25 protein-coding genes are annotated in these 20,189 nt (G+C 65.8%); 16 read left to right on the top strand and 9 right to left on the bottom strand.

Annotation, left to right across the window (positions count from 1 at the left end):
• The first annotated feature begins 27 nt into the window (after nucleotides 1-27).
• The 8 genes from purC to GWK63_RS09430 all read left to right on the top strand — a co-directional run bounded on the left by purC (nucleotide 28) and on the right by GWK63_RS09430 (nucleotide 5,426).
• On the top strand, nucleotides 28-792 hold the full coding sequence (purC, locus tag GWK63_RS09465) for a phosphoribosylaminoimidazolesuccinocarboxamide synthase (protein WP_007400316.1): 765 nt from the start codon (nucleotides 28-30) through the stop codon (nucleotides 790-792).
• Nucleotides 789-1,031 carry a phosphoribosylformylglycinamidine synthase subunit PurS gene (gene purS / locus GWK63_RS09460; RefSeq protein WP_034929808.1) on the top strand — a complete coding sequence of 81 codons (243 nt, stop codon included), beginning with the start codon at nucleotides 789-791 and terminating at the stop codon, nucleotides 1,029-1,031. Before purC ends, purS begins: the two co-directional genes overlap by 4 nt.
• Nucleotides 1,028-1,411, top strand: a complete 384-nt coding sequence (locus GWK63_RS09455) for a Rap1a/Tai family immunity protein (protein WP_007400318.1) — start codon at nucleotides 1,028-1,030, stop codon at nucleotides 1,409-1,411. Before purS ends, GWK63_RS09455 begins: the two co-directional genes overlap by 4 nt.
• A complete protein-coding gene (gene purQ, locus GWK63_RS09450) occupies nucleotides 1,408-2,112 on the top strand; it encodes a phosphoribosylformylglycinamidine synthase subunit PurQ (protein WP_007400319.1) in 705 nt (234 codons plus the stop codon). The genes GWK63_RS09455 and purQ overlap by 4 nt, the downstream gene beginning before the upstream one ends.
• On the top strand, nucleotides 2,109-4,319 hold the full coding sequence (gene purL / locus GWK63_RS09445; protein ID WP_007400320.1) for a phosphoribosylformylglycinamidine synthase subunit PurL: 2,211 nt from the start codon (nucleotides 2,109-2,111) through the stop codon (nucleotides 4,317-4,319). The genes purQ and purL overlap by 4 nt, the downstream gene beginning before the upstream one ends.
• A 20-nt stretch (nucleotides 4,320-4,339) precedes the next feature.
• A complete protein-coding gene (locus GWK63_RS09440) occupies nucleotides 4,340-4,573 on the top strand; it encodes a BolA family protein (protein WP_025438778.1) in 234 nt (77 codons plus the stop codon).
• 47 nt (nucleotides 4,574-4,620) lie between these two features.
• The gene (gene grxD, locus GWK63_RS09435; protein WP_007400322.1) at nucleotides 4,621-4,956 is read left to right on the top strand and encodes a Grx4 family monothiol glutaredoxin; all 336 of its coding nucleotides are present in this window, start codon (nucleotides 4,621-4,623) and stop codon (nucleotides 4,954-4,956) included.
• A 137-nt stretch (nucleotides 4,957-5,093) separates the two neighbouring features.
• Nucleotides 5,094-5,426, top strand: a complete 333-nt coding sequence (locus GWK63_RS09430; protein WP_007400323.1) for a hypothetical protein — start codon at nucleotides 5,094-5,096, stop codon at nucleotides 5,424-5,426.
• A gap of 20 nt (nucleotides 5,427-5,446) precedes the next feature.
• Here the strand turns inward: GWK63_RS09430 and GWK63_RS09425 are convergent, their stop codons facing one another.
• A complete protein-coding gene (locus GWK63_RS09425) occupies nucleotides 5,447-5,845 on the bottom strand; it encodes a YraN family protein (RefSeq protein ID WP_007400324.1) in 399 nt (132 codons plus the stop codon).
• A 279-nt stretch (nucleotides 5,846-6,124) separates the two neighbouring features.
• Here GWK63_RS09425 and GWK63_RS09420 point away from each other — a divergent pair, with 279 nt between their 5' ends.
• Nucleotides 6,125-7,543, top strand: coding sequence for a phospholipase D-like domain-containing protein (locus tag GWK63_RS09420; protein ID WP_040000021.1), 1,419 nt, complete (start codon nucleotides 6,125-6,127; stop codon nucleotides 7,541-7,543).
• Here GWK63_RS09420 and GWK63_RS09415 read toward each other — a convergent pair.
• Together GWK63_RS09415 and GWK63_RS09410 are read right to left on the bottom strand one after the other, a co-directional pair.
• Complete coding sequence (locus GWK63_RS09415; RefSeq protein WP_034929794.1) at nucleotides 7,540-8,244, bottom strand: endonuclease/exonuclease/phosphatase family protein; 705 nt, start codon at nucleotides 8,242-8,244, stop codon at nucleotides 7,540-7,542. The genes GWK63_RS09420 and GWK63_RS09415 overlap by 4 nt on opposite strands.
• The gene (locus GWK63_RS09410) at nucleotides 8,241-9,317 is read right to left on the bottom strand and encodes an AI-2E family transporter (protein WP_034929885.1); all 1,077 of its coding nucleotides are present in this window, start codon (nucleotides 9,315-9,317) and stop codon (nucleotides 8,241-8,243) included. Before GWK63_RS09410 ends, GWK63_RS09415 begins: the two co-directional genes overlap by 4 nt.
• A gap of 118 nt (nucleotides 9,318-9,435) precedes the next feature.
• On the opposite strand from GWK63_RS09410, the gene GWK63_RS09405 reads away from it, so the two are divergent.
• The 4 genes from GWK63_RS09405 to GWK63_RS09390 all read left to right on the top strand — a co-directional run bounded on the left by GWK63_RS09405 (nucleotide 9,436) and on the right by GWK63_RS09390 (nucleotide 13,135).
• Nucleotides 9,436-10,287, top strand: a complete 852-nt coding sequence (locus tag GWK63_RS09405) for a sulfurtransferase (RefSeq protein ID WP_007400328.1) — start codon at nucleotides 9,436-9,438, stop codon at nucleotides 10,285-10,287.
• A gap of 9 nt (nucleotides 10,288-10,296) precedes the next feature.
• On the top strand, nucleotides 10,297-11,556 hold the full coding sequence (gene metC, locus GWK63_RS09400; protein WP_007400329.1) for a cystathionine beta-lyase: 1,260 nt from the start codon (nucleotides 10,297-10,299) through the stop codon (nucleotides 11,554-11,556).
• A gap of 136 nt (nucleotides 11,557-11,692) precedes the next feature.
• Nucleotides 11,693-12,727, top strand: a complete 1,035-nt coding sequence (gene adhP / locus GWK63_RS09395) for an alcohol dehydrogenase AdhP (RefSeq protein WP_007400331.1) — start codon at nucleotides 11,693-11,695, stop codon at nucleotides 12,725-12,727.
• 111 nt (nucleotides 12,728-12,838) lie between these two features.
• The gene (locus GWK63_RS09390) at nucleotides 12,839-13,135 is read left to right on the top strand and encodes a hypothetical protein (protein WP_007400332.1); all 297 of its coding nucleotides are present in this window, start codon (nucleotides 12,839-12,841) and stop codon (nucleotides 13,133-13,135) included.
• Between the two features lie 171 nt (nucleotides 13,136-13,306).
• On the opposite strand, the gene GWK63_RS09385 is transcribed toward GWK63_RS09390, so the two are convergent.
• Nucleotides 13,307-13,495, bottom strand: coding sequence for a hypothetical protein (locus GWK63_RS09385; protein ID WP_007400333.1), 189 nt, complete (start codon nucleotides 13,493-13,495; stop codon nucleotides 13,307-13,309).
• Nucleotides 13,496-13,675: 180 nt separating this feature from the next.
• Between GWK63_RS09385 and GWK63_RS09380 the strand changes: the two genes are divergently transcribed.
• Entirely contained in the window at nucleotides 13,676-13,978 is a 303-nt protein-coding gene (locus tag GWK63_RS09380; protein ID WP_034929788.1) for a hypothetical protein, read from the top strand.
• A gap of 33 nt (nucleotides 13,979-14,011) precedes the next feature.
• Here the strand turns inward: GWK63_RS09380 and GWK63_RS09375 are convergent, their stop codons facing one another.
• Complete coding sequence (locus GWK63_RS09375; RefSeq protein ID WP_007400335.1) at nucleotides 14,012-15,388, bottom strand: DUF6056 family protein; 1,377 nt, start codon at nucleotides 15,386-15,388, stop codon at nucleotides 14,012-14,014.
• A gap of 257 nt (nucleotides 15,389-15,645) precedes the next feature.
• Here GWK63_RS09375 and GWK63_RS09370 point away from each other — a divergent pair, with 257 nt between their 5' ends.
• The gene (locus GWK63_RS09370; protein ID WP_050800810.1) at nucleotides 15,646-17,070 is read left to right on the top strand and encodes a sugar porter family MFS transporter; all 1,425 of its coding nucleotides are present in this window, start codon (nucleotides 15,646-15,648) and stop codon (nucleotides 17,068-17,070) included.
• Nucleotides 17,071-17,079: 9 nt separating this feature from the next.
• Here the strand turns inward: GWK63_RS09370 and trhA are convergent, their stop codons facing one another.
• Entirely contained in the window at nucleotides 17,080-17,754 is a 675-nt protein-coding gene (gene trhA / locus GWK63_RS09365) for a PAQR family membrane homeostasis protein TrhA (protein WP_040000024.1), read from the bottom strand.
• Nucleotides 17,755-17,884: 130 nt separating this feature from the next.
• A complete protein-coding gene (locus GWK63_RS09360) occupies nucleotides 17,885-18,136 on the bottom strand; it encodes a hypothetical protein (protein WP_007400339.1) in 252 nt (83 codons plus the stop codon).
• 159 nt (nucleotides 18,137-18,295) lie between these two features.
• Between GWK63_RS09360 and GWK63_RS09355 the strand changes: the two genes are divergently transcribed.
• A complete protein-coding gene (locus GWK63_RS09355; RefSeq protein ID WP_007400341.1) occupies nucleotides 18,296-19,531 on the top strand; it encodes a DUF2075 domain-containing protein in 1,236 nt (411 codons plus the stop codon).
• A 69-nt stretch (nucleotides 19,532-19,600) separates the two neighbouring features.
• Here GWK63_RS09355 and GWK63_RS09350 read toward each other — a convergent pair whose 3' ends face one another.
• Nucleotides 19,601-19,840 (bottom strand): hypothetical protein, encoded by a 240-nt coding sequence (locus tag GWK63_RS09350; RefSeq protein ID WP_034929778.1) that lies wholly within the window; start codon nucleotides 19,838-19,840, stop codon nucleotides 19,601-19,603.
• A gap of 120 nt (nucleotides 19,841-19,960) precedes the next feature.
• The gene (locus tag GWK63_RS09345; RefSeq protein WP_007400343.1) at nucleotides 19,961-20,149 is read right to left on the bottom strand and encodes a hypothetical protein; all 189 of its coding nucleotides are present in this window, start codon (nucleotides 20,147-20,149) and stop codon (nucleotides 19,961-19,963) included.
• Nucleotides 20,150-20,189 lie beyond the last annotated feature (40 nt).

Below are 20,189 nucleotides of genomic sequence, written 5' to 3'. Positions count from 1 at the left end.
GCCCGCAGCGTTATGTGAAGGACGAGTATGGGCCGCCGCCGCCAGCTTTACGAAGGAAAAGCCAAGATCCTTTTCGAGGGACCCGAGCCGGGTACCCTCGTGCAGTATTTCAAGGATGACGCCAGTGCCGGCAACGGCGCGAAAAAGGGCATCATCACCGGCAAGGGGGTGCTGAACAACCGTATCAGCGAACACCTGATGCTGCGCCTGCACGATATCGGGATTCCCACCCATTTCATCCGTCGCCTGAACATGCGCGAGCAGCTGATCCGCGAAGTCGAGATCATCCCGCTTGAAGTCGTGGTGCGCAACGTGGCGGCAGGCAGCCTGTCCAAGCGGCTGGGCATTCAGGAAGGCACGCGCCTGCCGCGTCCGATCATCGAGTTCTATTACAAGAACGACGCCCTGAACGACCCGATGGTGAGCGAGGAGCACATCACCGCCTTCGGCTGGGCCTGCCCGCATGACATGGAAGACATCGTGGCGCTGAGCATGCGCATCAACGATTTCCTGTGCGGCCTGTTCATGGGCATCGGCATCATCCTTGTCGATTTCAAGCTGGAATACGGCCGCCTGTTCGAAGGCGACAACATGCGCATCGTGCTGGCCGATGAAATCTCGCCCGACAACTGCCGCCTGTGGGATGCCAAGACCAGCGAGAAGCTGGACAAGGACCGTTTCCGCAAGGACATGGGCAAGGTCGAGGAAGCCTATCAGGAAGTGGCGATGCGCCTGGGCATCCTGCCCGAGGCCACGAATTCCGACATGAAGGGACCGGAGGTAATGCAATGAAGGTGCGTGTGACCGTCATGCTGAAGGAAGGCGTTCTTGACCCGCAGGGCAAGGCCGTGGAACACGCGCTGCATGTGCTGGACTTCAGGAACGTGGGTGAAGTCCGCATCGGGCGCGTGATCGAGCTTGAGGTGGACGAGACCGACCGCGAACGCGCCCGCGCGCAGGCCGATGCCATGGCGCGCGCGCTGCTGGCCAATCTTGTGATCGAGGATTTCGTGACGGAGGTCGTTGGATGAAGATCGCCCGCCTTCTTGCCCTTGGCTGCGTGCTGGCCGTGGGCCTGCCCGCCGCCCATGCCTCCGCCCAGCGCGTCTCGCGCATGACGGGCGAACAGCTTGGATCGCTGTGCACCAAGCCCGCCGGCACCGGCATCTGTGATGCCTACATTTCCGGCGTGGCCGATTCCGCGGCCCTGGCCCATCTGTTCGAGCGCAATGCCGAAAAGGATGCCAAGGATATTTCGGCCTTCTGCATTGCGCCGGCAACCCCCACGGCGGACATGCGCACCAAGGTCGTGGGCTGGATGAAGGACCACCGCGATACCCTGTCGCGCCCGGCGGGGGAGGCGGTGTTCACCGCGCTGCATGAATCCTATCCCTGCGGCGGCGGCAAATGAAGGCGGCGATCGTAGTCTTTCCCGGCACCAACCGTGAGCGTGACATGGCCATCGCCCTGCGTGGCGTGACCGGGCAGGCCCCCACCATGGTCTGGCATCGTGACACGGCGCTGCCCGCAGGTGTTGACCTGGTGGTGCTGCCCGGTGGTTTCAGCTATGGCGATTACCTGCGCTGCGGCGCCATGGCGGCGCATGCGCCGATCATGGCCGCCATCCGCGAATTCGCGGCAAAAGGCGGGCATATCCTGGGGGTGTGCAACGGCTTCCAGATCCTGACCGAAGCGCAGCTCCTGCCCGGGGCGCTGCTGCGCAACGCCTCGCTGCGCTTCCTGTCACAGGACTGCTTTTTGCGCGTGGAGCGCGACGGCACGGCCTTTACCCGCCACTGGGCGAAGGGCGATGTGTTCCGCACGCCCATGGCGCATGGCGATGGTAATTATATTGCCGGGGCCGAGACCATTCGCATGCTGGAAGAGACCGGCCGCGTGGCCTTCCGCTACGTGTCGGAAACCGGCCACCTGGATGCGGGCGACGCACGGCTCAACCCCAATGGATCGATGAACGCGATTGCCGGTGTGTTCAGTGAAAACCTGCGCATATGCGGCATGATGCCCCATCCGGAGGATCTGGTCGATCCGCTGATGGGTGGCGTGGATGGCAAACCCCTGTTTACGGGACTGGTGGAGGCTGTGGTCGGATGAGTGCAAGGTTATCCCGCCCCGTTGATGCGGAACTGGCGCGCGAATTCGGCCTGACGGCGGAAGAATACGGCAATGTCCTGTCGATCATGGGCCGCACGCCCACGTTTACCGAACTGGGCATCTTTTCGGTCATGTGGTCGGAACACTGCTCGTACAAATCGTCGCGCGCCCACCTGAAAACCCTGCCCACCACCGCGCCATGGGTGATCCATGGCCCCGGCGAGAACGCGGGCGTGGTCGATATCGGGCACGGGCTGGCCGCCATCTTCAAGATGGAAAGCCACAACCACCCCTCCTTCATCGAACCCTATCAGGGGGCGGCGACGGGCGTGGGCGGTATCCTGCGTGATGTGTTCACCATGGGCGCCAGGCCCATCGCCAACCTCAACGCCCTGCGCTTTGGCGACCCCAACAACCCGCAGACCCGCCGCATCGTCGATGGCGTGGTGCGCGGCGTGGGCGGTTACGGCAACTGCGTGGGCGTGCCCACCGTGGGCGGCGAGATCAATTTCCACCCCGCCTATGACGGCAACCCGCTGGTCAACGCCATGACGGTGGGCGTGGCAAGGCAGGACCGCATCTTCCTGTCCGCTGCCGCCGGTATTGGCAATCCGGTCATCTATGTCGGCTCCAAGACCGGGCGGGACGGGATTCACGGGGCCACCATGTCCTCGTCGGAGTTTGACGAGGACGCGCTGGCCAAGCGCCCGACCGTGCAGGTAGGCGACCCGTTTGTCGAAAAACTGCTGATCGAGGCCTGTCTGGAACTGATGGCGACCGATGCCATCGTGGCCATTCAGGACATGGGGGCGGCGGGGCTGACCTCGTCCTCCGTTGAAATGGCGGGCAAGGGCGGGGTCGGCATCGACCTTGACCTGGACAACGTGCCCCAGCGCGAACGTGGCATGACGGCATACGAGATGATGCTGTCCGAAAGCCAGGAGCGCATGCTGATCGTACTGCGCCCCGACCGCACCGAGCAGGCGCGTGCCATCTTTGACAAATGGGAACTGGATTTTGCCGTGATCGGCCACCTGACCGATACCGGCCACATCGTGATCCGCCACAGGGGCGAAGTGGAAGCCGACATTCCGCTGGCCCCGCTGGCCGATCAGGCCCCGGTCTATCACCGCCCCACGGCACCGGCACAAAAGCCGCTGCCCATGGAGCCGATCATCGACCCCGTGGGCACGGAACAGGCGCTGCTGCGGCTGATCGGCTGCCCGGACCTTGCCTCCCGCGCATGGGTGTACAACCAGTACGACAGCACGGTAGGCGGCCAGACGGTGCGCAGGCCGGGTGCGGCCGATGCCGCGATCGTCAAGGTCGAGGATACGCAGATCGGTCTGGCGCTGACCACCGACTGCACGCCACGCTACTGCCGCGCGGATGCAAGGCTGGGCGGTGCGCAGGCCGTGGCGGAGGCCTGGCGCAACATTACCGCAACCGGCGCGCGCCCGCTGGCGGTGACCGACAACCTGAACTTCGGCTCGCCTGAAAAGCCGGAAGTGATGGGCCAGTTCGTTGACGCCATCGCCGGGATGGGGGAGGCATGCCGCGCGCTCGACTTCCCGGTCGTGAGCGGCAATGTCTCGCTGTATAACGAGACGCGGGCACCCGACGGCACCTCGCAGTCCATCCTGCCCACCCCTGCCATCGGTGGGCTGGGCGTGCTGGAGGACGTGCGCAAGGCCGTGGGGCTGGAAATGCCCGAAGGCTGTGATGTCATGCTGCTGGGCGAGACGAAGGGCCAGCTTGGCCAGTCGATCTGGCTGCGCGAGATCCTTGGCGCGCAGGACGGCACGCCGCCCACGCTCGACCTTGCGGCCGAGCGGCGCAATGGCGATTTCGTGCGCAGGCTGATCCTTGATGGCACGGTCATCGCCTGCCACGACGTGGCCGATGGCGGCGTGCTGGTGGCGGTGGCCGAGATGGTCATGGCAGGGCAGGCCGGCTGCGTGCTGGACGCACCGCAATCGGGCATGCGGCCCGAAGCCTTCTGGTTTGGCGAGGACCAGTCCCGCTACATCGTGGCGGTGCGCGATGGCGCGGCCCTGGCCACGCTGGCCGGAAAGGCCGGTGTGCCATGCCGCAGGCTGGGCCATTCGGCGGGCGGGGGTTTGACATTGCCCAACGGGTCCACAATATCCAAGGCACGTCTGTGCGCGGTGCATTCCGAATTCTTTCCGCGACTGATGGACCGATAGGGCAGGAGCTTCAGACCACAATGGCAATGACCGCACAGGAAATCGAAACCTATATCCGCGAAGCCCTGCCGGACGCGAAGATCCAGATCGACGATCTGGCGGGCGACGGGGACCACTATGCCTGCCGCGTGGTGAGCGAGGCCTTCCGGGGCCTGCCGCGCGTGCGGCAGCACCAGATGGTCTATAACGCGCTGCAGGGGCACATGGGCGGCAAGCTGCACGCCCTTGCGCTCCAGACCCAGACGCCCGACTGATCCCGCGCAGGCCGCGACCCTTACCCCCAGAGCAGGAAACACAATCCATGGCTGAAACAGTTGCACAGCGCATCCAGGCGCAGATCGATTCCAACCCCGTCATGCTGTACATGAAGGGTGATGCCACCTTCCCGCAGTGCGGTTTTTCCGCGCGCGTGGTGCAGGTGCTCAAGCACCTTGGCGTGCCGTTCGCAACCGACAACGTGCTGGCTGATCCCGAGATCCGCCAGGGTATCAAGGACTTCTCCAACTGGCCCACGGTGCCCCAGCTTTACATCAAGGGCGAGTTCATTGGCGGCTGCGATATCGTGACCGAAATGTACCAGACGGGCGAGCTGGAAAAGCTGCTGGCCGAGAAGGGCATCGCCACGGCGGCTGCCTGATCATACGGCACCATAATGGTGCGGCATGCGGGCGGGACAGAAATGTTCCGCCCGTTTTCCGTTTTATAGGCAACATGACTTGCGCGGCCGCCACGCTTTGGCCTAGCTTCCTTTAGCTTTGGAAAACAGGGGGCCTGATGCGCTATAGTGACTTGCGTTTTGCAACAATAATACTGCTTGGCGCAGGTCTTGCAGGCAGCATGGCAGCCCCCGCCCACGCCCGCACCCATGCCGTGAACGATATGGAAGCCGACCGGCTGACACTGGGCGCGCTGACCGCGCCGCCGCCGCCGGTCCGCCACGTCGCCTACCACCACCGCGCGGGCGCGCATGCCGCCCCGGTGGTGCTGGCGTCCAGCCATGGCACCGCCGCCCATACGCGGCGCACGATGGTCCATACCATCGTCTATCATCCGCATGGCACGGCCATCCATCACATCCATCCCGCACCCAGCCGCCACCGTACCTGACCGGGCACCCGGCCTGCCTTTCAGTCCTGCCTGAAGGCGTCGGGTATCCAGCGGATGACATTGCCGGGCAGCACCACGCACACGTCCAGCCGCATGCGGTCATGAACCCAGTGCGGGTTTGACGCGCACAGGAACCGTGCCGCGTTCATGATGCGGCGGACCTGTGCGGGGCGGATGGCCTCGCCCGCCGCCAGCAGGGACGGGCGGGCCTTGACCTCGACAAAAATCAGGCAGCCTGCCTTCAGCGCCACCACATCCACTTCCCCCCAACGCGTGCGGGCCCGATGCGCCAGCACCTGCCAGCCCTGCGCGCGCAGCCTGTCCATGGCCGCCTGTTCGGCCGCCATGCCGGCGGCATGCGCCCGGCGGCCACGCAGGGTGCGGTGGGACGGAAGGGGTGGGCGGCCATCAATGTCCACGATCCGGGTGCTCCATCAGGATACGGCGCTGCCGTGTAAAAGGGTGTCGTAGAACAGTCCATTGAGGAAAATAAAATTTTCCGGGCGCCGCCTTTTTTCAAGAATGCGGTGTCCTGCCGAAGCTTTTTGAAAAAAGCGCCAGCAAAAACGTCCCTATGATCCGCAGGATGGCGCAAAAGCAGGTCCCGGACCCCCGGCAGTGCGTTATAGGGGCCGGCAGCCGGCCCTGTGGGCCGGATAACGGCTGGTCCCGTACGTGACACGGGCAGGATATGCATCATGATCTTTCATGCCCTTACCATATGGGATTTTTTCGTGCTGATGGTGCGTATCGCCATCATCGTGGTGGTGGTGGTGCATGTGCTGCTGACCAAGCGCGATGTGGGGGCCTCCATCGGGTGGATCGGGGTGACGGTGCTCATGCCGCTGACGGGGGGCATGCTGTATGCCATGTTCGGCATCAACCGCGTGCACCGGCGCGCACGCCGCATGGCGGGCCAGCACCCGTGGCGCAGCCGGACCATGTCCTCGCAGTGGCGCAGGGAGGCGACGGGGGCGTTCGCGCCGCTGGCCTCCATGGTGGGCAAGCTGACCGGCCGCCCGCTGCTGGGCGGCAACGCCATTACGATGCTGCATGACGGGGATGGCGCCTATCCGCGCATGATCGCGGCTATTGAGGGCGCGCGCCACAGCGTGCTGCTGTGTTCCTACATCTTCCGCCCCGACCAGGCTGGCCAGCGCTTCTGTACCGCGCTGATTGCGGCGCACCAGCGCGGGGTGCAGGTACGGGTGCTGGTGGATGGCGTGGGATCGGGTTATTTTGACTGCGGGGTGGGGCGCATCCTGCACCGCGCGGGCGTGCCGGTGGGGCGGTTCATGCATTCCATGCTGCCGTGGCGCATGCCCTTCATCAACATGCGTGACCACAAGAAGATCCTGGTGGTGGACGGGCTGGCGGGCTTCATGGGCGGGCTGAACATAGGCGATGAGAACATCGTGGCCTCCGCCCCCGCCCATCCGGTATCGGACACGCATTTCGAACTGGCCGGGCCGGTTGTCCACCAGTTGAGCGAGGCCTTTGCCCGTGACTGGGCCTTTACCACGGGCGAGGAACTGACGGCGGACATCTTCTTCCCCCCGCAGGCCAGCCACGGGCCGGGCCTGTGCCGCATCGTGACCGCCGGGCCGGACATGGACCTGGAAAAGATCGAATACACCATGCTGCAGGCCTTTACGCTGGCGCGGCACAGCATCCGCGTCATGACGCCCTATTTCCTGCCCGATGACCGTTTCCTGACCGAACTGGCGCTGGCGGCGCTGCGCGGGATCGAGGTGGATGTCGTGGTGCCGTGGCACAGTAACCATACCGTCCTGGACTGGGCACGGGCGGCCAACCTGCCGCGCTTTCTGGATTCGGGGTGCCGGATATGGCTGGCGCGGCCGCCGTTCAACCATTCCAAGCTGATGGTGGTGGACGGGCAGTGGTCGTTCGTGGGCAGTTCCAACCTGGATGTGCGCAGCCTGCGGCTGAATTTCGAGATCAATCTTGAAACCTATGACCCCGCGCTGGCGGGCAGGCTGGATGCCTTCATCGCCAGCCACCGGCATGTGCGCCTGACCCATCACGACCTGGACCGCAGGAAGCCGTGGCGCAAGCTGCGTGACGCGGGCGCGCGCCTGCTGCTGCCCTATCTCTAGCCCGCCGCCGAGGGGCGCAGCAGCACCGAGATGGGCCGGTGGTCGGAGGCATAGTTCTCGATCACATGGCGCTCAAGGCAGTCCAGCCCGCGCACCAGGCAGCGGTCCAGCCGGATGGGCAGCATGTCGGCCATGCGGTGGGTGGGCGCGCGCGGCCCCACATCATGGAAATGGCGGATCAGCGCGGGGCCGACCTGGTTGAAATCCCCCAGTATGGCGGCCCGGTGTGGCAGGATCTGGACCACGCGGCGCAACTGGCGGCGGTTGAGCAGCTGCCCGTGGGAAAGGTGGACATTGGCCACCACCAGCGCGCGGCAGTCCACCACCTGTGCCACGCGGCGGATCAGCGTGCCCGCGGGCAGGGTGCAGGTCAGCGGCGGGCGGCGGTAGGGATGCGGGCTCCAGCATGCCAGCCCGTGGATGCGGCCGGGCAGGGGGGAGCGCGCGTAATGCCCGCCCACCAGTGTTGGCAGGCTGTCGATGTCCACGGTTGCTTCCTGCATCAGCAGAAGGTCCGGCCGCTCGGCATGGATCAGTTCGATCACGTCGCGCACGGTCGCGCCAATGCGGCGCAGCAGGTTCCAGCTGACCACCTTCACCGCGCCATCGGCGCGCGCGGGCGGGGCCAGGTCCAGCCGGGCGGGCATGCCGGGCCGGGGCTGGATGGACGGCAGGCGGAGATAGGGGCGGGCTAGGGTCATGGTTCGATAAAGGGCTCGCGCAGGTCATCGGGTATGGGATTGTTGGAGCGGGGATCGCCCGCCGCGAATTCTGCCGTCAGGGTATAGCCCACCCCGATCAGCACGGGACCAAGGAAAATGCCCAGGCCCCCGAAGGTCAGCACGCCCCCCAGCACGCCCAGCACCGTCAGCAGGTAGGGCAGCTGCGCGCCACGGGCGATGAACATGGGGCGGATGATATGGTCGGCCCCCGATACGATGATCGTGCCGTACAGCAGCAGGAAGATGCCCCAGCCGGGATGGTGGGTCAGCAGCAGGAACACCGCCGCCGGAATCCAGATCAGGGGTGCCCCGATGGGCAGCACGGCCACGAAGGCGGTAATCGCCCCCAGCAGCACCGGGCTGGAAATACCCGCGATGGCAAAGCCGATTCCGGTCAGGATGCCCTGTATGATGGCGGTGCCCAGTATGCCGTACACCGTGCCGCGTATGGTGCGGCCCACAATGCCCAGTATCCGGTCGGCATACACGCCCGCGATGCGCCGTACCACGGCCACGAAGGTGGTGCCCAGCCCGTCGCCCCCCAGCCAGAAGAAGAAGGAAATGAACAGCGCCATGGCCAGGTGCGCCATGCCGCTGGCCAGCTGCATCATGGCCGACAGCACGGATTGCCCGATGCGCCCGGCATAGGGGCGGACCACCTGGTCTATGCTGCCCACGTCTTCCGACCATTTCTGCCATTTGTCGGCAATTTCGGGGCCGAAATGCGGGATATGGGCAACGCGCGCCGGCAGGGGCGGCAGGTGCAGCGTGCCCACCGCATCGACAATATACTGCAGCGTGGCCGGAACATCGGCAATGCTGTTGGACACCACGATGACCAGTGGCACCACCAGCACCAGGGCGCACAGCAGCGTCATGACCATGGCGGCGGGCAGCAGCGACATGCCGCGCCGCAGCCGCATGAACACCGGCCAGGTGGAAAAGGTCAGGATCGCCGCCCACAGCAGGGCGGTCATGAACGGATACAGGATCAGGACGCAGCCAAATGCGATCCCCCCCAGCATCAGCCCCATCATGATACGTTCGACCATCATGCTGGCGTACCCCCTCCCGCCATGAAACGAAAGACAAATGTTCAGGACTTTCGTTCCCGCATCATATGCTGCACCCTGTGGCACGACACGCAATTCCTACCGACCGGGAGATGGTATGCATCCGCTGATCTCAGCCAGTGACCTGTCACAGGCGCTACAACAGGACGATATCCTTGTGCTGGATGCCTCCATGGCGCTGCCGGGGCAGACGTTCGACCCGCAGCAGCGCTTTGCCAACGCGCATATCAGCGGCGCGGTCCGGTTTGATATCGATACCTTTTCCGACCCGGATTCCCCCCTGCCGCATACCATCCCCGGCCAGACCCGCTTCACACGCCTGGCGACCGAGCGCGGCATGGGCAACGCGCGGCGCATCGTCTTCTATGATCAGGATGGCATGGCCTGCGCCGCGCGCGCGTGGTGGCTGACCCGCCTGTTCGGGCATGAGCGGGTGCAGGTGCTCGAGGGCGGGCTTGCGGCCTGGAAAAGTGCCGGGCTGCCGCTGGAAAGCGGGCCGGACCTGGCCGCCCCCGCGCCCTTTGTCAGCCGCCCGTACTATGCGCGCCTGCACGGCCTGGGCGATGTGCTGGACATCGTGCACGGGCACAGGCCGGGCCTGATCCTGGATGCGCGCAGCCGGGGCCGGTTCGAGGGGACGGAGCCCGAACCGCGCGCGGGGCTGCAGTCGGGGCACATGCCCGGCGCGCGCAGCCTGCCCTATGGCGAACTGCTGGATGCCAGCGGCCGCTTCCTGCCCGCGGACAGGCTGAAGGAGATGTTCGCCCGGCTGGGTGTGACGGACGATACGGCCGTCACCTGCACCTGTGGCAGCGGCATGACGGCGTGCATGATCGCACTGGCGCTGGTCAGCGCGGGGGGCAGCGCGGGGGAACCGGCGGTGTATGACGGGTCATGGGCGGAATGGGCATCCACGCCGGATTCGCCCATTGTCAGCGGCGCGGCGTAAGGGCGCGCCATGAACGTTTCCATCCCGCCCGTACCCGAATCCCTGCTTGAAAGTGTGGTGCGCGGCTGGCGCGCGCTGTCCACCCGGCTTGTCCAGCTTGGGCGCGACGTGCCCGAAGGGGGGCAGGGCCTGTTCGTCAACCCGCCCGTGACCCGTGGTTCCACCGTGCTGTTTTCCAGCCTTGAGGCCATGGAGACGGCAGGCCGCAACCGCTATGACCATGAACTGATCTATGGCGCGATGGGCACCCCGGTGCAGTACCGGCTGGAACAGGCCGTGGCCGCGATCGAAGGCGGCACGCATGCGCAGGTCGTACCCTCGGGTCTTGCGGCATGCACCCTGCCGCTGCTGGCCTATCTGGAGGCAGGCGATCACTGCCTGCTGTCCGATTCCGTCTATGGCCCCACCCGCCGCTTTGCCGAGAAGGTGCTGCGCCGCTTCGGGGTGGAGACCAGCTATTTCCCGCCCATGGCGGATGAAGCCGCCCTGCGCGCGCTCATACGGCCCGATACCCGTGTCATCTTTGCCGAAAGCCCCGGCAGCCATTCCTTCGAGGTGCAGGACGTGGCCCTTCTGGCCCGCCTGGCCCGCGGGGCGGGGGCCCGGCTGGTGGTGGACAATACGTGGGGTATCGGCCTGTTCAGCCCCCTTGCCCACGGGGCGCATGCATCGGTGCAGGCGCTGACCAAATATGCCGCCGGCCATTCCGATGCCATTATCGGGGCGGTCAGCGTGGCTGACCCGCGTGACTGGCAGCCGTTGCGCGATGCCGCCATCCAGATGGGCCAGCTGGCAGGACCCGATGACTGCTGGCTGACCCTGCGCGGCCTGCGCACCATGGGCGCGCGGCAGGAGCGGCAGGCGGCCAGTGCGCTTGCCGTGGCGCTGTGGCTGCAGGGGCGGCCGGAAGTGGCGCGCGTGCTGCACCCGGCCCTGCCGTCATGTCCCGGCCATGACTGCTGGAAGCGGGATTTCAGCGGCGCGTCATCGCTGTTTGGCGTAGTGTTCGACCCGGGTTTTGACGAATCCGACCTGACCTGCATGATTGACGGGCTGACCCATTTTGGCATCGGGGCCTCATGGGGCGGATATGAAAGTCTGGTGCTGCCCACCACCGGCGGCATTACGCGCGCCATGCCGTCCGTTACGCATGGCGGCGTTGCGTGCAGGCTGCATATCGGGCTGGAAGCGCCCGAAATCCTGGTGGCCGATCTGGCGCGCGGGCTTGATGTCATGTCTGCCGCGCGTCAGCGGCGGGCAGGGGGGTGACCTGGATCAAGGCCGCGTGAACGCAGGGGTGGAACACTGCCTGCCCACGATGCCCCGGCGCCCGTCGGGCATGGGGCCGCACAGCAACAGGCCCCGCCCGCGGGCGGGGGCCATGGCAGCAGAGGGAAGGCGCAGGATGGCTGGAAAGATGAAGGCGGCGGTCGTACGGGAATTCGGCAAGCCGCTGACGATCGAGGAACTGGACATTCCCACGATCCGCCCCGACCAGATCCTGGTCAAGGTGGATGCCTGCGGCGTGTGTCACACCGACCTGCATGCCGCCCGTGGCGACTGGCCGGCCAAGCCCACGCCGCCCTTCATTCCCGGCCATGAAGGCATTGGCCATGTGGTTGAGGTCGGCAGCAACGTCAACTGGATCAGGACGGGCGACGTGGTGGGCGTGCCATGGCTGTATTCCGCCTGCGGGCATTGCGAGCACTGCCTGGGCGGATGGGAAACCCTGTGTGAAAAGCAGGAGGATACCGGCTATTCCGTCAATGGCTGCTTTGCCGAATACGTGGTGGCCGACCCCAATTACGTGGCCCACCTGCCAAAGGACATCGACCCGGTCAGGACGGCCCCGGTGCTGTGCGCGGGGCTTACGGTATACAAGGGCCTGAAGATGACCGACACCCGCGCGGGGGAATGGGTGGCCATTTCGGGCGCGGGCGGGCTTGGGCAGATGGCCATCCAGTATGCCGTGGCCATGGGGCTGAACGTGGCGGCGGTGGATATCAGCGATGAAAAGCTGGAAGAAGCCCGCAAGCTGGGTGCGCGCGTGACCGTCAATGCGCTGAAACAGGACCCTGTGGCCGCTATCCGTGAAAAGACCGGCGGCACGCACGGCGTGCTGGTGACGGCCGTGTCGGACAAGGCATTCAGCCAGGCGGTGGGCTATGCCCGGCGTGGCGGCACCGTGGTGCTGAACGGCCTGCCGCCGGGGGATTTCCCGCTTTCCATCTTTGACATGGTGATGAACGGCACCACCGTGCGTGGCTCCATTGTCGGTACGCGTCTGGACATGATCGAGGCGATGTCCTTCTTTACCGAAGGCAAGGTGACCACCGTGGTCAGCCCGGACCGGCTGGAAAACATCAACACCATTTTCGATAATCTGGAACATGGCCGGGTGGAAGGCCGCATCGTGCTGGACTTCCGCAACGGGGCCTGAACGGGGCGGGAGGCAACTCCGGCGCCCGTGCCACGTTTGGTTTCCTGAATGTGCACGGGTGGCCTGTCCGCCCGTGCTGGCAGGACAAGAGTGGAAAACAGGTGAGGACACATGAAAAGGACGCTGATTCTGGCAGGGCTGTGCGCAACCGGGCTGAACGTGGCGATGGTGCTGCCAGCACATGCGGATTCGTGCGAGGGGGTGACGGACCACGCGGAATGTGAGGTCCGTCTCAAGTCCCGTGAAGCGGGGCACGAAACCCGTGAAAAGGCGCATGAGGCCCATGAAAAGGCCGCGGAAAAGACCGGCGGCGTAAAGGACTGGGGCCACCGCACCGGCCAGACGCTGGACAGGTGGGGCCACAATACCAAGGGCGATATGAGCCAGTTCTTCACCGGCCATCGCTGACGGACGGGAAATGAAGGCTCCCGGGCGCCGTATTCTTTAAGGACGTGGCCGGACCGGATGCCTGCTGAACGACGCTTTACCGCGAACCGGCCCATGGCTGGCCGGCCGGTGCATGAAGATAAGGGGGCGCCACCCGCCGGGTAGCGCCCCCTTTATCTGATCCGGGCGCGATCAGGAATGGTGGTGATCGCCCGCTTCATGCTCGCGCCAGCCCGCTTCCAGCGTGTGCAGGAAGGTCTTGAAGTGCTTCTTCACCTCATCGGGGGAAGCCTTTTCCATCACGTCCTTCTTCGCCGCCGTCAGGGTGGCGGCAGCGTGGATCAGGGCGGCGTGGATGACGTCCGTCGGTTCCTTGGCCATGTCTGTTCTCCTTTTTCTGATGGAGAAAGGATGAAATAGCCCGGCCCCCGTGGCAACCGGCCCGCCTGCATGACTGCCGCTCCCTCCCGCCCCTTGATTCCCCTCCCGGCCGTAACGGGGGGGAACTTCAGCCTGCCCGGCCCCGTTGGATCGGCCAGACATAACCGGATGGGACAGACCATGTTTTTCAGGTACACCGCGTTCGCCCTTGCCACCACCGCCCTTCTTGCCCTGCCCATGGCGGCGCGGGCCGAGCCGGGCGGGTGCATGAAGGGGGCCGTGGCCGGTGGCGTGGCCGGGCATATGGTGGGCAGCGGCCATGGCAAGGGCGGGGCGATGGCGGGCTGTGCCGCTGGCATGGCGCGCCGCCACCATGCGCGCAAGGAAGCCGGGCAGAACCAGCAGGCCCAGCCGCAGAATGAGCCGACCGCCAGTGGCACGCAGGACTCCCGGCCCGCGCCGGATGATGGCGCGGCCCGGTAAGCACGGTGATAAAAAAGGAACGGACGTTTCAGTTTATGGCGCCGACCGCACGGATGACGCCCCCATGGCCCGCGCATAGCACGCCGTAAGCATGTTGTGCGGGTCGGGGTTGATGCCGACGAAAATGATGTCCTTGCGCACATAAAGCAGCTTGTGGCGCGGCCCCATGGTGACGCGGGGCAGCACCACCGGCTGGTCACGGGCCACCTGCGCGCGGGTCTGGGCATCGCGCTCCCGGCTGATCCGGGCCAGCAGGGTCAGGTCCGGCACCACGATGGCCAGATGGGCCGCCACCAGCCCCGTACAGCCCAGCGCCATGACCCGGCCAAACCCGGGTTCTGCCACGCACCGCGCCAGCAGGCAGGCCAGGTAGCACACCAGCAGCACGCTGGCGGGAAAGGACACGCGGGCGGCCAGCGCCTCACGCGGGAACATGAGCAGGCAGGCCATGTAGGCCAGTGCCAGCGCCCCGAACATCCAGCCCCGTCCCGCGCGCAGGCAGGCGGGGAACGGGGTGTGCCCCCGGCCCATGCACAGCCCCACCCCGACCAGCAGCACGAAGGGCAGCCAGAACGGGTCAAACAGGCTGCCCAGGTTGCCCAGCAGCCCGTCCAGCCGGTCGGTCAGCGGGCTGGGGGTCATGGTGCGCATGCGCACGTAATTGCCCGGTGCCACGCCCAGCACCAGCGTGCCCGCCGCATGCGCCCCCAAAAGCGCCCATGGCAGGCGGCGCGCCTGTCGCCATGCCTGCACGGTAACACCCGCCAGTACCAGCGTGAGCAGCAACGACAGCGGCTCCAGGAACGTGGCGATCAGGAACACTGCCGCGTACTGCACGCCGCGCATGTCCATCCGCCCCGACACGATGCGTGCCAGCACCCACATCTCGCCCGCCACCGGCCACAGGTAGCCAATGGCCCCGGTCTTCCACAGCGCCACTTCGCCAATCGTGCGCGGCAGCCACCACAGCATGAGGAAGACCACAAGGCACTGCGCCACCCCGTACCCCGCGCGCGGCAGGGCGGGGCGGCCCGCCACGCGCCAGCACAGATGGCCCACCACATGGACCAGAAAGGTGAAAAGCCCCGCATTCACCACCGCAAAGGCCACAAGCCCGCCATAGGGCCGCAGGTCCAGCACCACGAAGGTGACCAGCGTGGTGAACCACCGTCCGGTCCAGAAATTGTAGTTGCCCCATACAATGCGCGCGATGGTGGGCAGGCTGAAGGGCATGCTCCGGCAGTAGTCATCCGCCCAGAGCGGGGTGATGGCGTTGGCCCACAGCAGGAAGACGAAACAGAGGACCAGCCCCGCGCCCTCGCCGGGGAACAGGCGGTCGCGCGCTGGAATGTGTGGTGGCGCCTGTGCGTGCATGGTGTAACTGGCCCTGTCCGGTGCAGCCCTGGCCATACCATATGGCCCTGCCCATGGAGACCGTTTCACTGAAAAGAAGTTTCTGGTGAAGTTTTTTTCCGGAAGGCCCTGGAAGAACGCCGCTTTATCCGGAAAATTTTATCGCTTTTTCGTCAACGGGTTGTGCTGAATCGGCCGCTAATCGGCCCGGACCGGGGTTGTGTCATGGATTGGGGGCGGGGGCATGGCCTATGCTTCCCGTCCGGGTGGCCCCGTCAATCTGGACGGTGCCGCGGAGCAGGGGATGGAATGACGTGTCGCAGCCTGTAAATTCGTCCGGTTCGCCTTTTGCCACTACGCCCGCCGCCCCGCCCGCGGGTTCGGGACGGGCCGGGCGCGCGGCGCTGACCACGGCATGCGCGGGGCTGCTGGTGGGACTGGATACCGGGCTGATTGCCGAAGCCCTTGGCTTTATCGGCCGTGATTTTCACGCCAGCGCCCGCATGCAGGAATGGATCGTGTCGGTGCTGATGCTGGGCGCGCTGCTGGGTTCGCTGGGGGCGGGGGTGTTCTCGCGCCGTTTCGGGCGGCGGATGGCGCTGGGCACGGCCACGCTGCTGATTGCGGTGGGGGCGCTGCTCTGCGCCACGGCGCCCGTGATCGGGCAGATCCTGGTCGGGCGGTTCCTGATCGGGGGGGCGATCGGCATCTGCACCTTTACCGCGCCACTGTATATTTCCGAACTGACCACCGGGCGCATGCGCGGCACCATGGTCACCACGTTTTCCATGCTCCAGTCCGCCGGTATCCTGCTGGGGTATCTGGCGGGGGGCATTTTTTCGGGCGGGGGGCACTGGCGGCTTATGGTCGGGCTGCCGCTGGTGCCCGCGGCCATCCTGTTCGCGGGGTGCGCCTTCCTGCCCTCCAGCCCGTCATGGCTTGCGGCGCGGGGCCGGTTCGAGGAGGCGCGCGTCGTGCTGCGCAACCTGCGTGGCGATGCGGCGGCGGCGGATCGGGAACTGGCCCATATCCGCACCGAACTGGACACGGACAGGGGGGTGGGCGGTTTTGCCCTGCTGCGCGCGCGGGGGTATTTCCGGCGCTCGGTGGCGCTGGGGGTGGGGCTGCAGGTCATGCAGCAGCTGACCGGCATCAACGTAGTGATGTATTACGCGCCCAAGATACTGGAGGGTGCGCATTTCGGCACATCCGCCGCTGCCTGGGCCACGGTGCTGGTCGGCGCGGTCAATGCGCTGGTGGGGGTTGCGGCCATTTTCATGGTGTCGCGCTGGGGGCGCAGGCCGCTGCTGATGACAAGCTGCGTGATCATGGCGCTGGCGCTGGGGGCGGCGGCGGCCATCGAGGGGCTGCATCTGGAGGGTATGGGGGCGACCCTGTCACTGATGGCGTCCCTGCTGGTCTTTGTCGCGGGTTTTGGCATGGGGGCGGGGCCGCTGGTGTGGACGCTGTGCTCCGAAATCCAGCCCATCGAGGGGCGCGATTTTGGCGTGGGCTGTTCCACGCTGGCCAACTGGGGCATGGACTGGGCGGTCAGCAACACGTTCCTGAGCATTGTGGCGGCGGTGGGTGCGGGCTGGACCTTTGCCGGCTTCAGCGTGCTGAACGTTGTCTTCGTGCTGTTTACCCTGCTTCTGGTGCCCGAGACGCGCGACGTGCCGCTGGACGAGATCGAGGCGCATCTGGAATCCGGCCGCCCGCTGCGCCAGATCGGCCGCTAGCGCGCCGGTTCAGCCCATGGGCGGCGTGCGCGCGCAGTACAGAAGCAGCGCGCCCACCGCCGCCATGTGCGTACCCGCCCCCAGCACCACCATCACATGCCACAGCACGTTGGAAAACGGCATGCGCGGGCGCATGTAGAACACCACCCCGATACAGTAGAACACCAGCCCCAGCACCAGCAGCGGGAACGTCGTGCCCGGCAGGCGCCAGACCGGCGGGTCGGGGCAGAGGAAGAAAACCCACGCCACGCACAGATAGGGCATGACATGGAACCGGCGCGACCAGGTGAAGAACCCCATTTTCAGCACCACGCCCGCCAGTGCCATGGCCCACAGCAGCCCGCAGAACCACCGGCTGGCCATACCGCGGCCCCCCAGCAGGATGAAGGGCGTATAGGTTGCGGCAATGGCGATGAAGATGACCGACTGGTCCACCCGTTGCAGCCCCCCTTTCAGCCGGCAGGACGGGCAGAAATTATAGGCGGCCGATGACAGGCAGGTGCCCAGTATGCCCCCGCAGTACAGCAGCGTGACCCCGGTTTCCACCGTCGCGTGCGACAGCAGCGCCGTATGGACCAGCCACATCACGCCACAGCCCAGCGCCAGCAGCCCCAGGATGTGCACAAGCAGGTCGGCCGCGCGTTCCAGCAGGGAATAGACGGGGAAACGTGTGTCGATCATCATGTCTGCGGGCAACGGGTCCTGTTTTCCGGGTGGTGCGCGGGGCACCGTTTTCCCGTGACGCGGGCAGGGAGAACCGGCGGCGCGGGCGTGTGGCGGGAAGGCTGGCCTGCCATCCCGCCGCGCCGTGGTTTCAGCGGGCCTTGCGTTCACCCGTGATGTGGGCGCACAGGGCCTGGATTTCGGCGGCGCTTACGCCTTCGGGGTTGTGCTGGGCCTTTTTGGCGATTTCATGCTCGGTGCCCGTGGCACGGCCATGTTCCTTGCCAACATGCTCGGCCAGGGCGATGACTTCTTCCTTCTGGAGCAGCTTGGGCTCCTTCAGGCCGCGTTCGGCCAGCTTGTGCAGGTGCTCGCTTGCGGCGGCGGTGGGTTTGTCGGTCATGTCAATCCATCCTGTCTGATAAGGGCGCGGTATGCGCGTGGCCGCACGTTATAACTTATGGCGCGGCACGAAAACCGATAGGATGCATGGGCTTGCATCGTATTTAACATATCTGGCCTGCCCCATCCGGCCCGCACCGGGTGGCGGAGGGGGAGAAACATGACCGGACCCACACCACCCGCCCGCCCCGACAGCGCGCTGGCCCGCCTTGCCCCCACCATGGAACTGACGCAGGGCCAGACGGCGCTGAAGGACGCAGTACTGGCCTTCTGCCGCGCCCACCGGGCGGACGCGCATGCGCTGTTCATCATCGAGGGCGATGCGGGCACCGGCAAGAGCCTGCTGCTCAACACCCTGTTCACCGCCATACAGGATGCCGCGCGCGGGGATGACGCCGCGGACCCGCTGCATGGCAGCGACAACCGCCTGCTGGTCAACCACCCGGAAATGATCAAGCTGTACCGCAACATTTCCGAAAGCGCCAGGAACCTGCGCAAGAAGGATTTCGAACGCCCTACCACCTTCATCAACCAGATGGACGGCACCGGACGGCGCGCCGATATCGTGCTGGTGGATGAGGCACATCTGCTGCTGACCCGCAGTGACCCTTACAACCGCTTCCGCCACGAAAACCAGCTGGCGGAAATCATCCGGCTAGCCCATGTGGTGGTGATCGTGTTCGATGCCCGGCAGGTGCTGAAATTCAAGAGCCTGTGGAACGATGCCACGCTGGCGCGTCTGGTGGCGGGCTACCCGGTGGTGACCCGCAGGCTGGAGCGGCAGTTCCGCATGCATGCCCATGCGGATGTGATGGCGTGGGTCCATGCCTTCCGTGACGGTATCCTGCGCCCGCTGCCCGCGCCGCAGGAATTCGACTTCCGTATTTTCGATGATGCGCAGGCCCTGTACGAAGCCATAAGGCAGCGTAACGCGCAGTATGGCCTGTGCCGCGTGCTGGCGACCTATGATTACCCCTATACCCTGAACGGGCGGGACCATTTCATTACCGAAGGGCGCTTCCACCTGCGCTGGGACCGCGCCATGCCGCAGGCGCGCCTGCCATGGGCCGAACGGCCGGATACGATTGACGAGGTGGGGTCAGTCTACACCATACAGGGATTCGACCTGAATTACGCGGGCGTCATCCTTGGCCCGTCGGTCACGTACGACCCGCACACCGACCGTATCGTGATCGACCCCGCGCGCTATGAGGACCGGGCCGCCTTTACCGGGCGCGACGGGGTGGCGGAGCCGGATGCGGTGATGGCGCGGATCATCCTCAATTCCATCAACGTGCTCATGACCCGTGGGGTCAGGGGGCTGTATGTTTACGCCAGCAACGCCGCCCTGCGGGCCAGACTTGCCACGCTGTGGGCGCGGCGGCAGGGGGCGTAACCACGGTGTGGACCATAAGGACGTGCCCGGCGCGCCGCCCTTTTTAAAAAAGGCGGCACCCGGAAATGTCTATCCGCGCTGGCCCAGCTTCTGCAGGTAGGGCAGGATTTCCGGTCCGGATTCAATGGCATGGCCCAGAACCGTTTCCACCAGTGTCGCCAGATGGGTTGCATCCATCCGGGCCAGTGTCACGCTCAGGTCATGCTTTTCGGCATCGGAGAGCTGGGGGGACTGGATGATGCGCCGTTCAATGGCCGACTTCATGGCGTCGGTGGTGAAGGGCATGTCGATGATCTGGTTCTGGGGCATGGCCACTGTGTCCTGTATCGTTAGGTAACAGGGGCCATGGTATGGACTGGCGGTTGCACGGCAACCACCTTTGCACGCGATGCGGTTATGCGTTCGCGCCCGGCGGGGCAGGGCGTGGGGTCAGCCCTGTTCCGCCGGTTCGGCGGCCGCCATGCGGTGCAGCCGGGCGGTCTGGGAAAAGCCACGCATTTCCTGCGCAATGCCCTGGCGTTCCAGCCGGCGCAGGCCCGTCGCATAGCCGATTTCCTGCTTGAGCTGGCCCATCAGCATGTTGGTCCGGCCGCGGAGCATTGTCTTGAAACGGTTCATGTCACATCTCCCGCTGGATGATGAAGGAAGGTGCGTCATA

The sequence above is a fragment of the Komagataeibacter rhaeticus genome, from assembly GCF_011611525.1.
Taxonomy (GTDB): Bacteria; Pseudomonadota; Alphaproteobacteria; order Acetobacterales; family Acetobacteraceae; genus Komagataeibacter; species Komagataeibacter rhaeticus.
The sequence above is the reverse complement of the archived record's forward strand: the minus strand, read 5'-3'. Positions and strand labels throughout refer to the sequence as shown.

Bases quoted from the DNA above. Each gene is read 5' to 3' on its own strand.
- purL (WP_007400320.1), top strand. From the start codon at position 2,109: ATGAGTGCAAGGTTATCCCGCCCCGTTGATGCGGAACTGGCGCGCGAA.
- purC (WP_007400316.1), top strand. From the start codon at position 28: ATGGGCCGCCGCCGCCAGCTTTACGAAGGAAAAGCCAAGATCCTTTTC.
- purS (WP_034929808.1), top strand. From the start codon at position 789: ATGAAGGTGCGTGTGACCGTCATGCTGAAGGAAGGCGTTCTTGACCCG.
- GWK63_RS09360 (WP_007400339.1), bottom strand. From the start codon at position 18,136: ATGACCGACAAACCCACCGCCGCCGCAAGCGAGCACCTGCACAAGCTG.
- GWK63_RS09345 (WP_007400343.1), bottom strand. From the start codon at position 20,149: ATGAACCGTTTCAAGACAATGCTCCGCGGCCGGACCAACATGCTGATG.
- GWK63_RS09420 (WP_040000021.1), top strand. From the start codon at position 6,125: ATGATCTTTCATGCCCTTACCATATGGGATTTTTTCGTGCTGATGGTG.
- purQ (WP_007400319.1), top strand. From the start codon at position 1,408: ATGAAGGCGGCGATCGTAGTCTTTCCCGGCACCAACCGTGAGCGTGAC.
- GWK63_RS09440 (WP_025438778.1), top strand. From the start codon at position 4,340: ATGGCAATGACCGCACAGGAAATCGAAACCTATATCCGCGAAGCCCTG.
- trhA (WP_040000024.1), bottom strand. From the start codon at position 17,754: ATGATGATCGACACACGTTTCCCCGTCTATTCCCTGCTGGAACGCGCG.
- GWK63_RS09390 (WP_007400332.1), top strand. From the start codon at position 12,839: ATGAAAAGGACGCTGATTCTGGCAGGGCTGTGCGCAACCGGGCTGAAC.
- grxD (WP_007400322.1), top strand. From the start codon at position 4,621: ATGGCTGAAACAGTTGCACAGCGCATCCAGGCGCAGATCGATTCCAAC.
- GWK63_RS09455 (WP_007400318.1), top strand. From the start codon at position 1,028: ATGAAGATCGCCCGCCTTCTTGCCCTTGGCTGCGTGCTGGCCGTGGGC.
- GWK63_RS09380 (WP_034929788.1), top strand. From the start codon at position 13,676: ATGTTTTTCAGGTACACCGCGTTCGCCCTTGCCACCACCGCCCTTCTT.
- metC (WP_007400329.1), top strand. From the start codon at position 10,297: ATGAACGTTTCCATCCCGCCCGTACCCGAATCCCTGCTTGAAAGTGTG.
- GWK63_RS09385 (WP_007400333.1), bottom strand. From the start codon at position 13,495: ATGGCCAAGGAACCGACGGACGTCATCCACGCCGCCCTGATCCACGCT.
- GWK63_RS09430 (WP_007400323.1), top strand. From the start codon at position 5,094: ATGCGCTATAGTGACTTGCGTTTTGCAACAATAATACTGCTTGGCGCA.
- GWK63_RS09350 (WP_034929778.1), bottom strand. From the start codon at position 19,840: ATGCCCCAGAACCAGATCATCGACATGCCCTTCACCACCGACGCCATG.
- GWK63_RS09415 (WP_034929794.1), bottom strand. From the start codon at position 8,244: ATGACCCTAGCCCGCCCCTATCTCCGCCTGCCGTCCATCCAGCCCCGG.
- GWK63_RS09375 (WP_007400335.1), bottom strand. From the start codon at position 15,388: ATGGCCAGGGCTGCACCGGACAGGGCCAGTTACACCATGCACGCACAG.
- GWK63_RS09405 (WP_007400328.1), top strand. From the start codon at position 9,436: ATGCATCCGCTGATCTCAGCCAGTGACCTGTCACAGGCGCTACAACAG.
- GWK63_RS09410 (WP_034929885.1), bottom strand. From the start codon at position 9,317: ATGGTCGAACGTATCATGATGGGGCTGATGCTGGGGGGGATCGCATTT.
- GWK63_RS09355 (WP_007400341.1), top strand. From the start codon at position 18,296: ATGACCGGACCCACACCACCCGCCCGCCCCGACAGCGCGCTGGCCCGC.
- adhP (WP_007400331.1), top strand. From the start codon at position 11,693: ATGGCTGGAAAGATGAAGGCGGCGGTCGTACGGGAATTCGGCAAGCCG.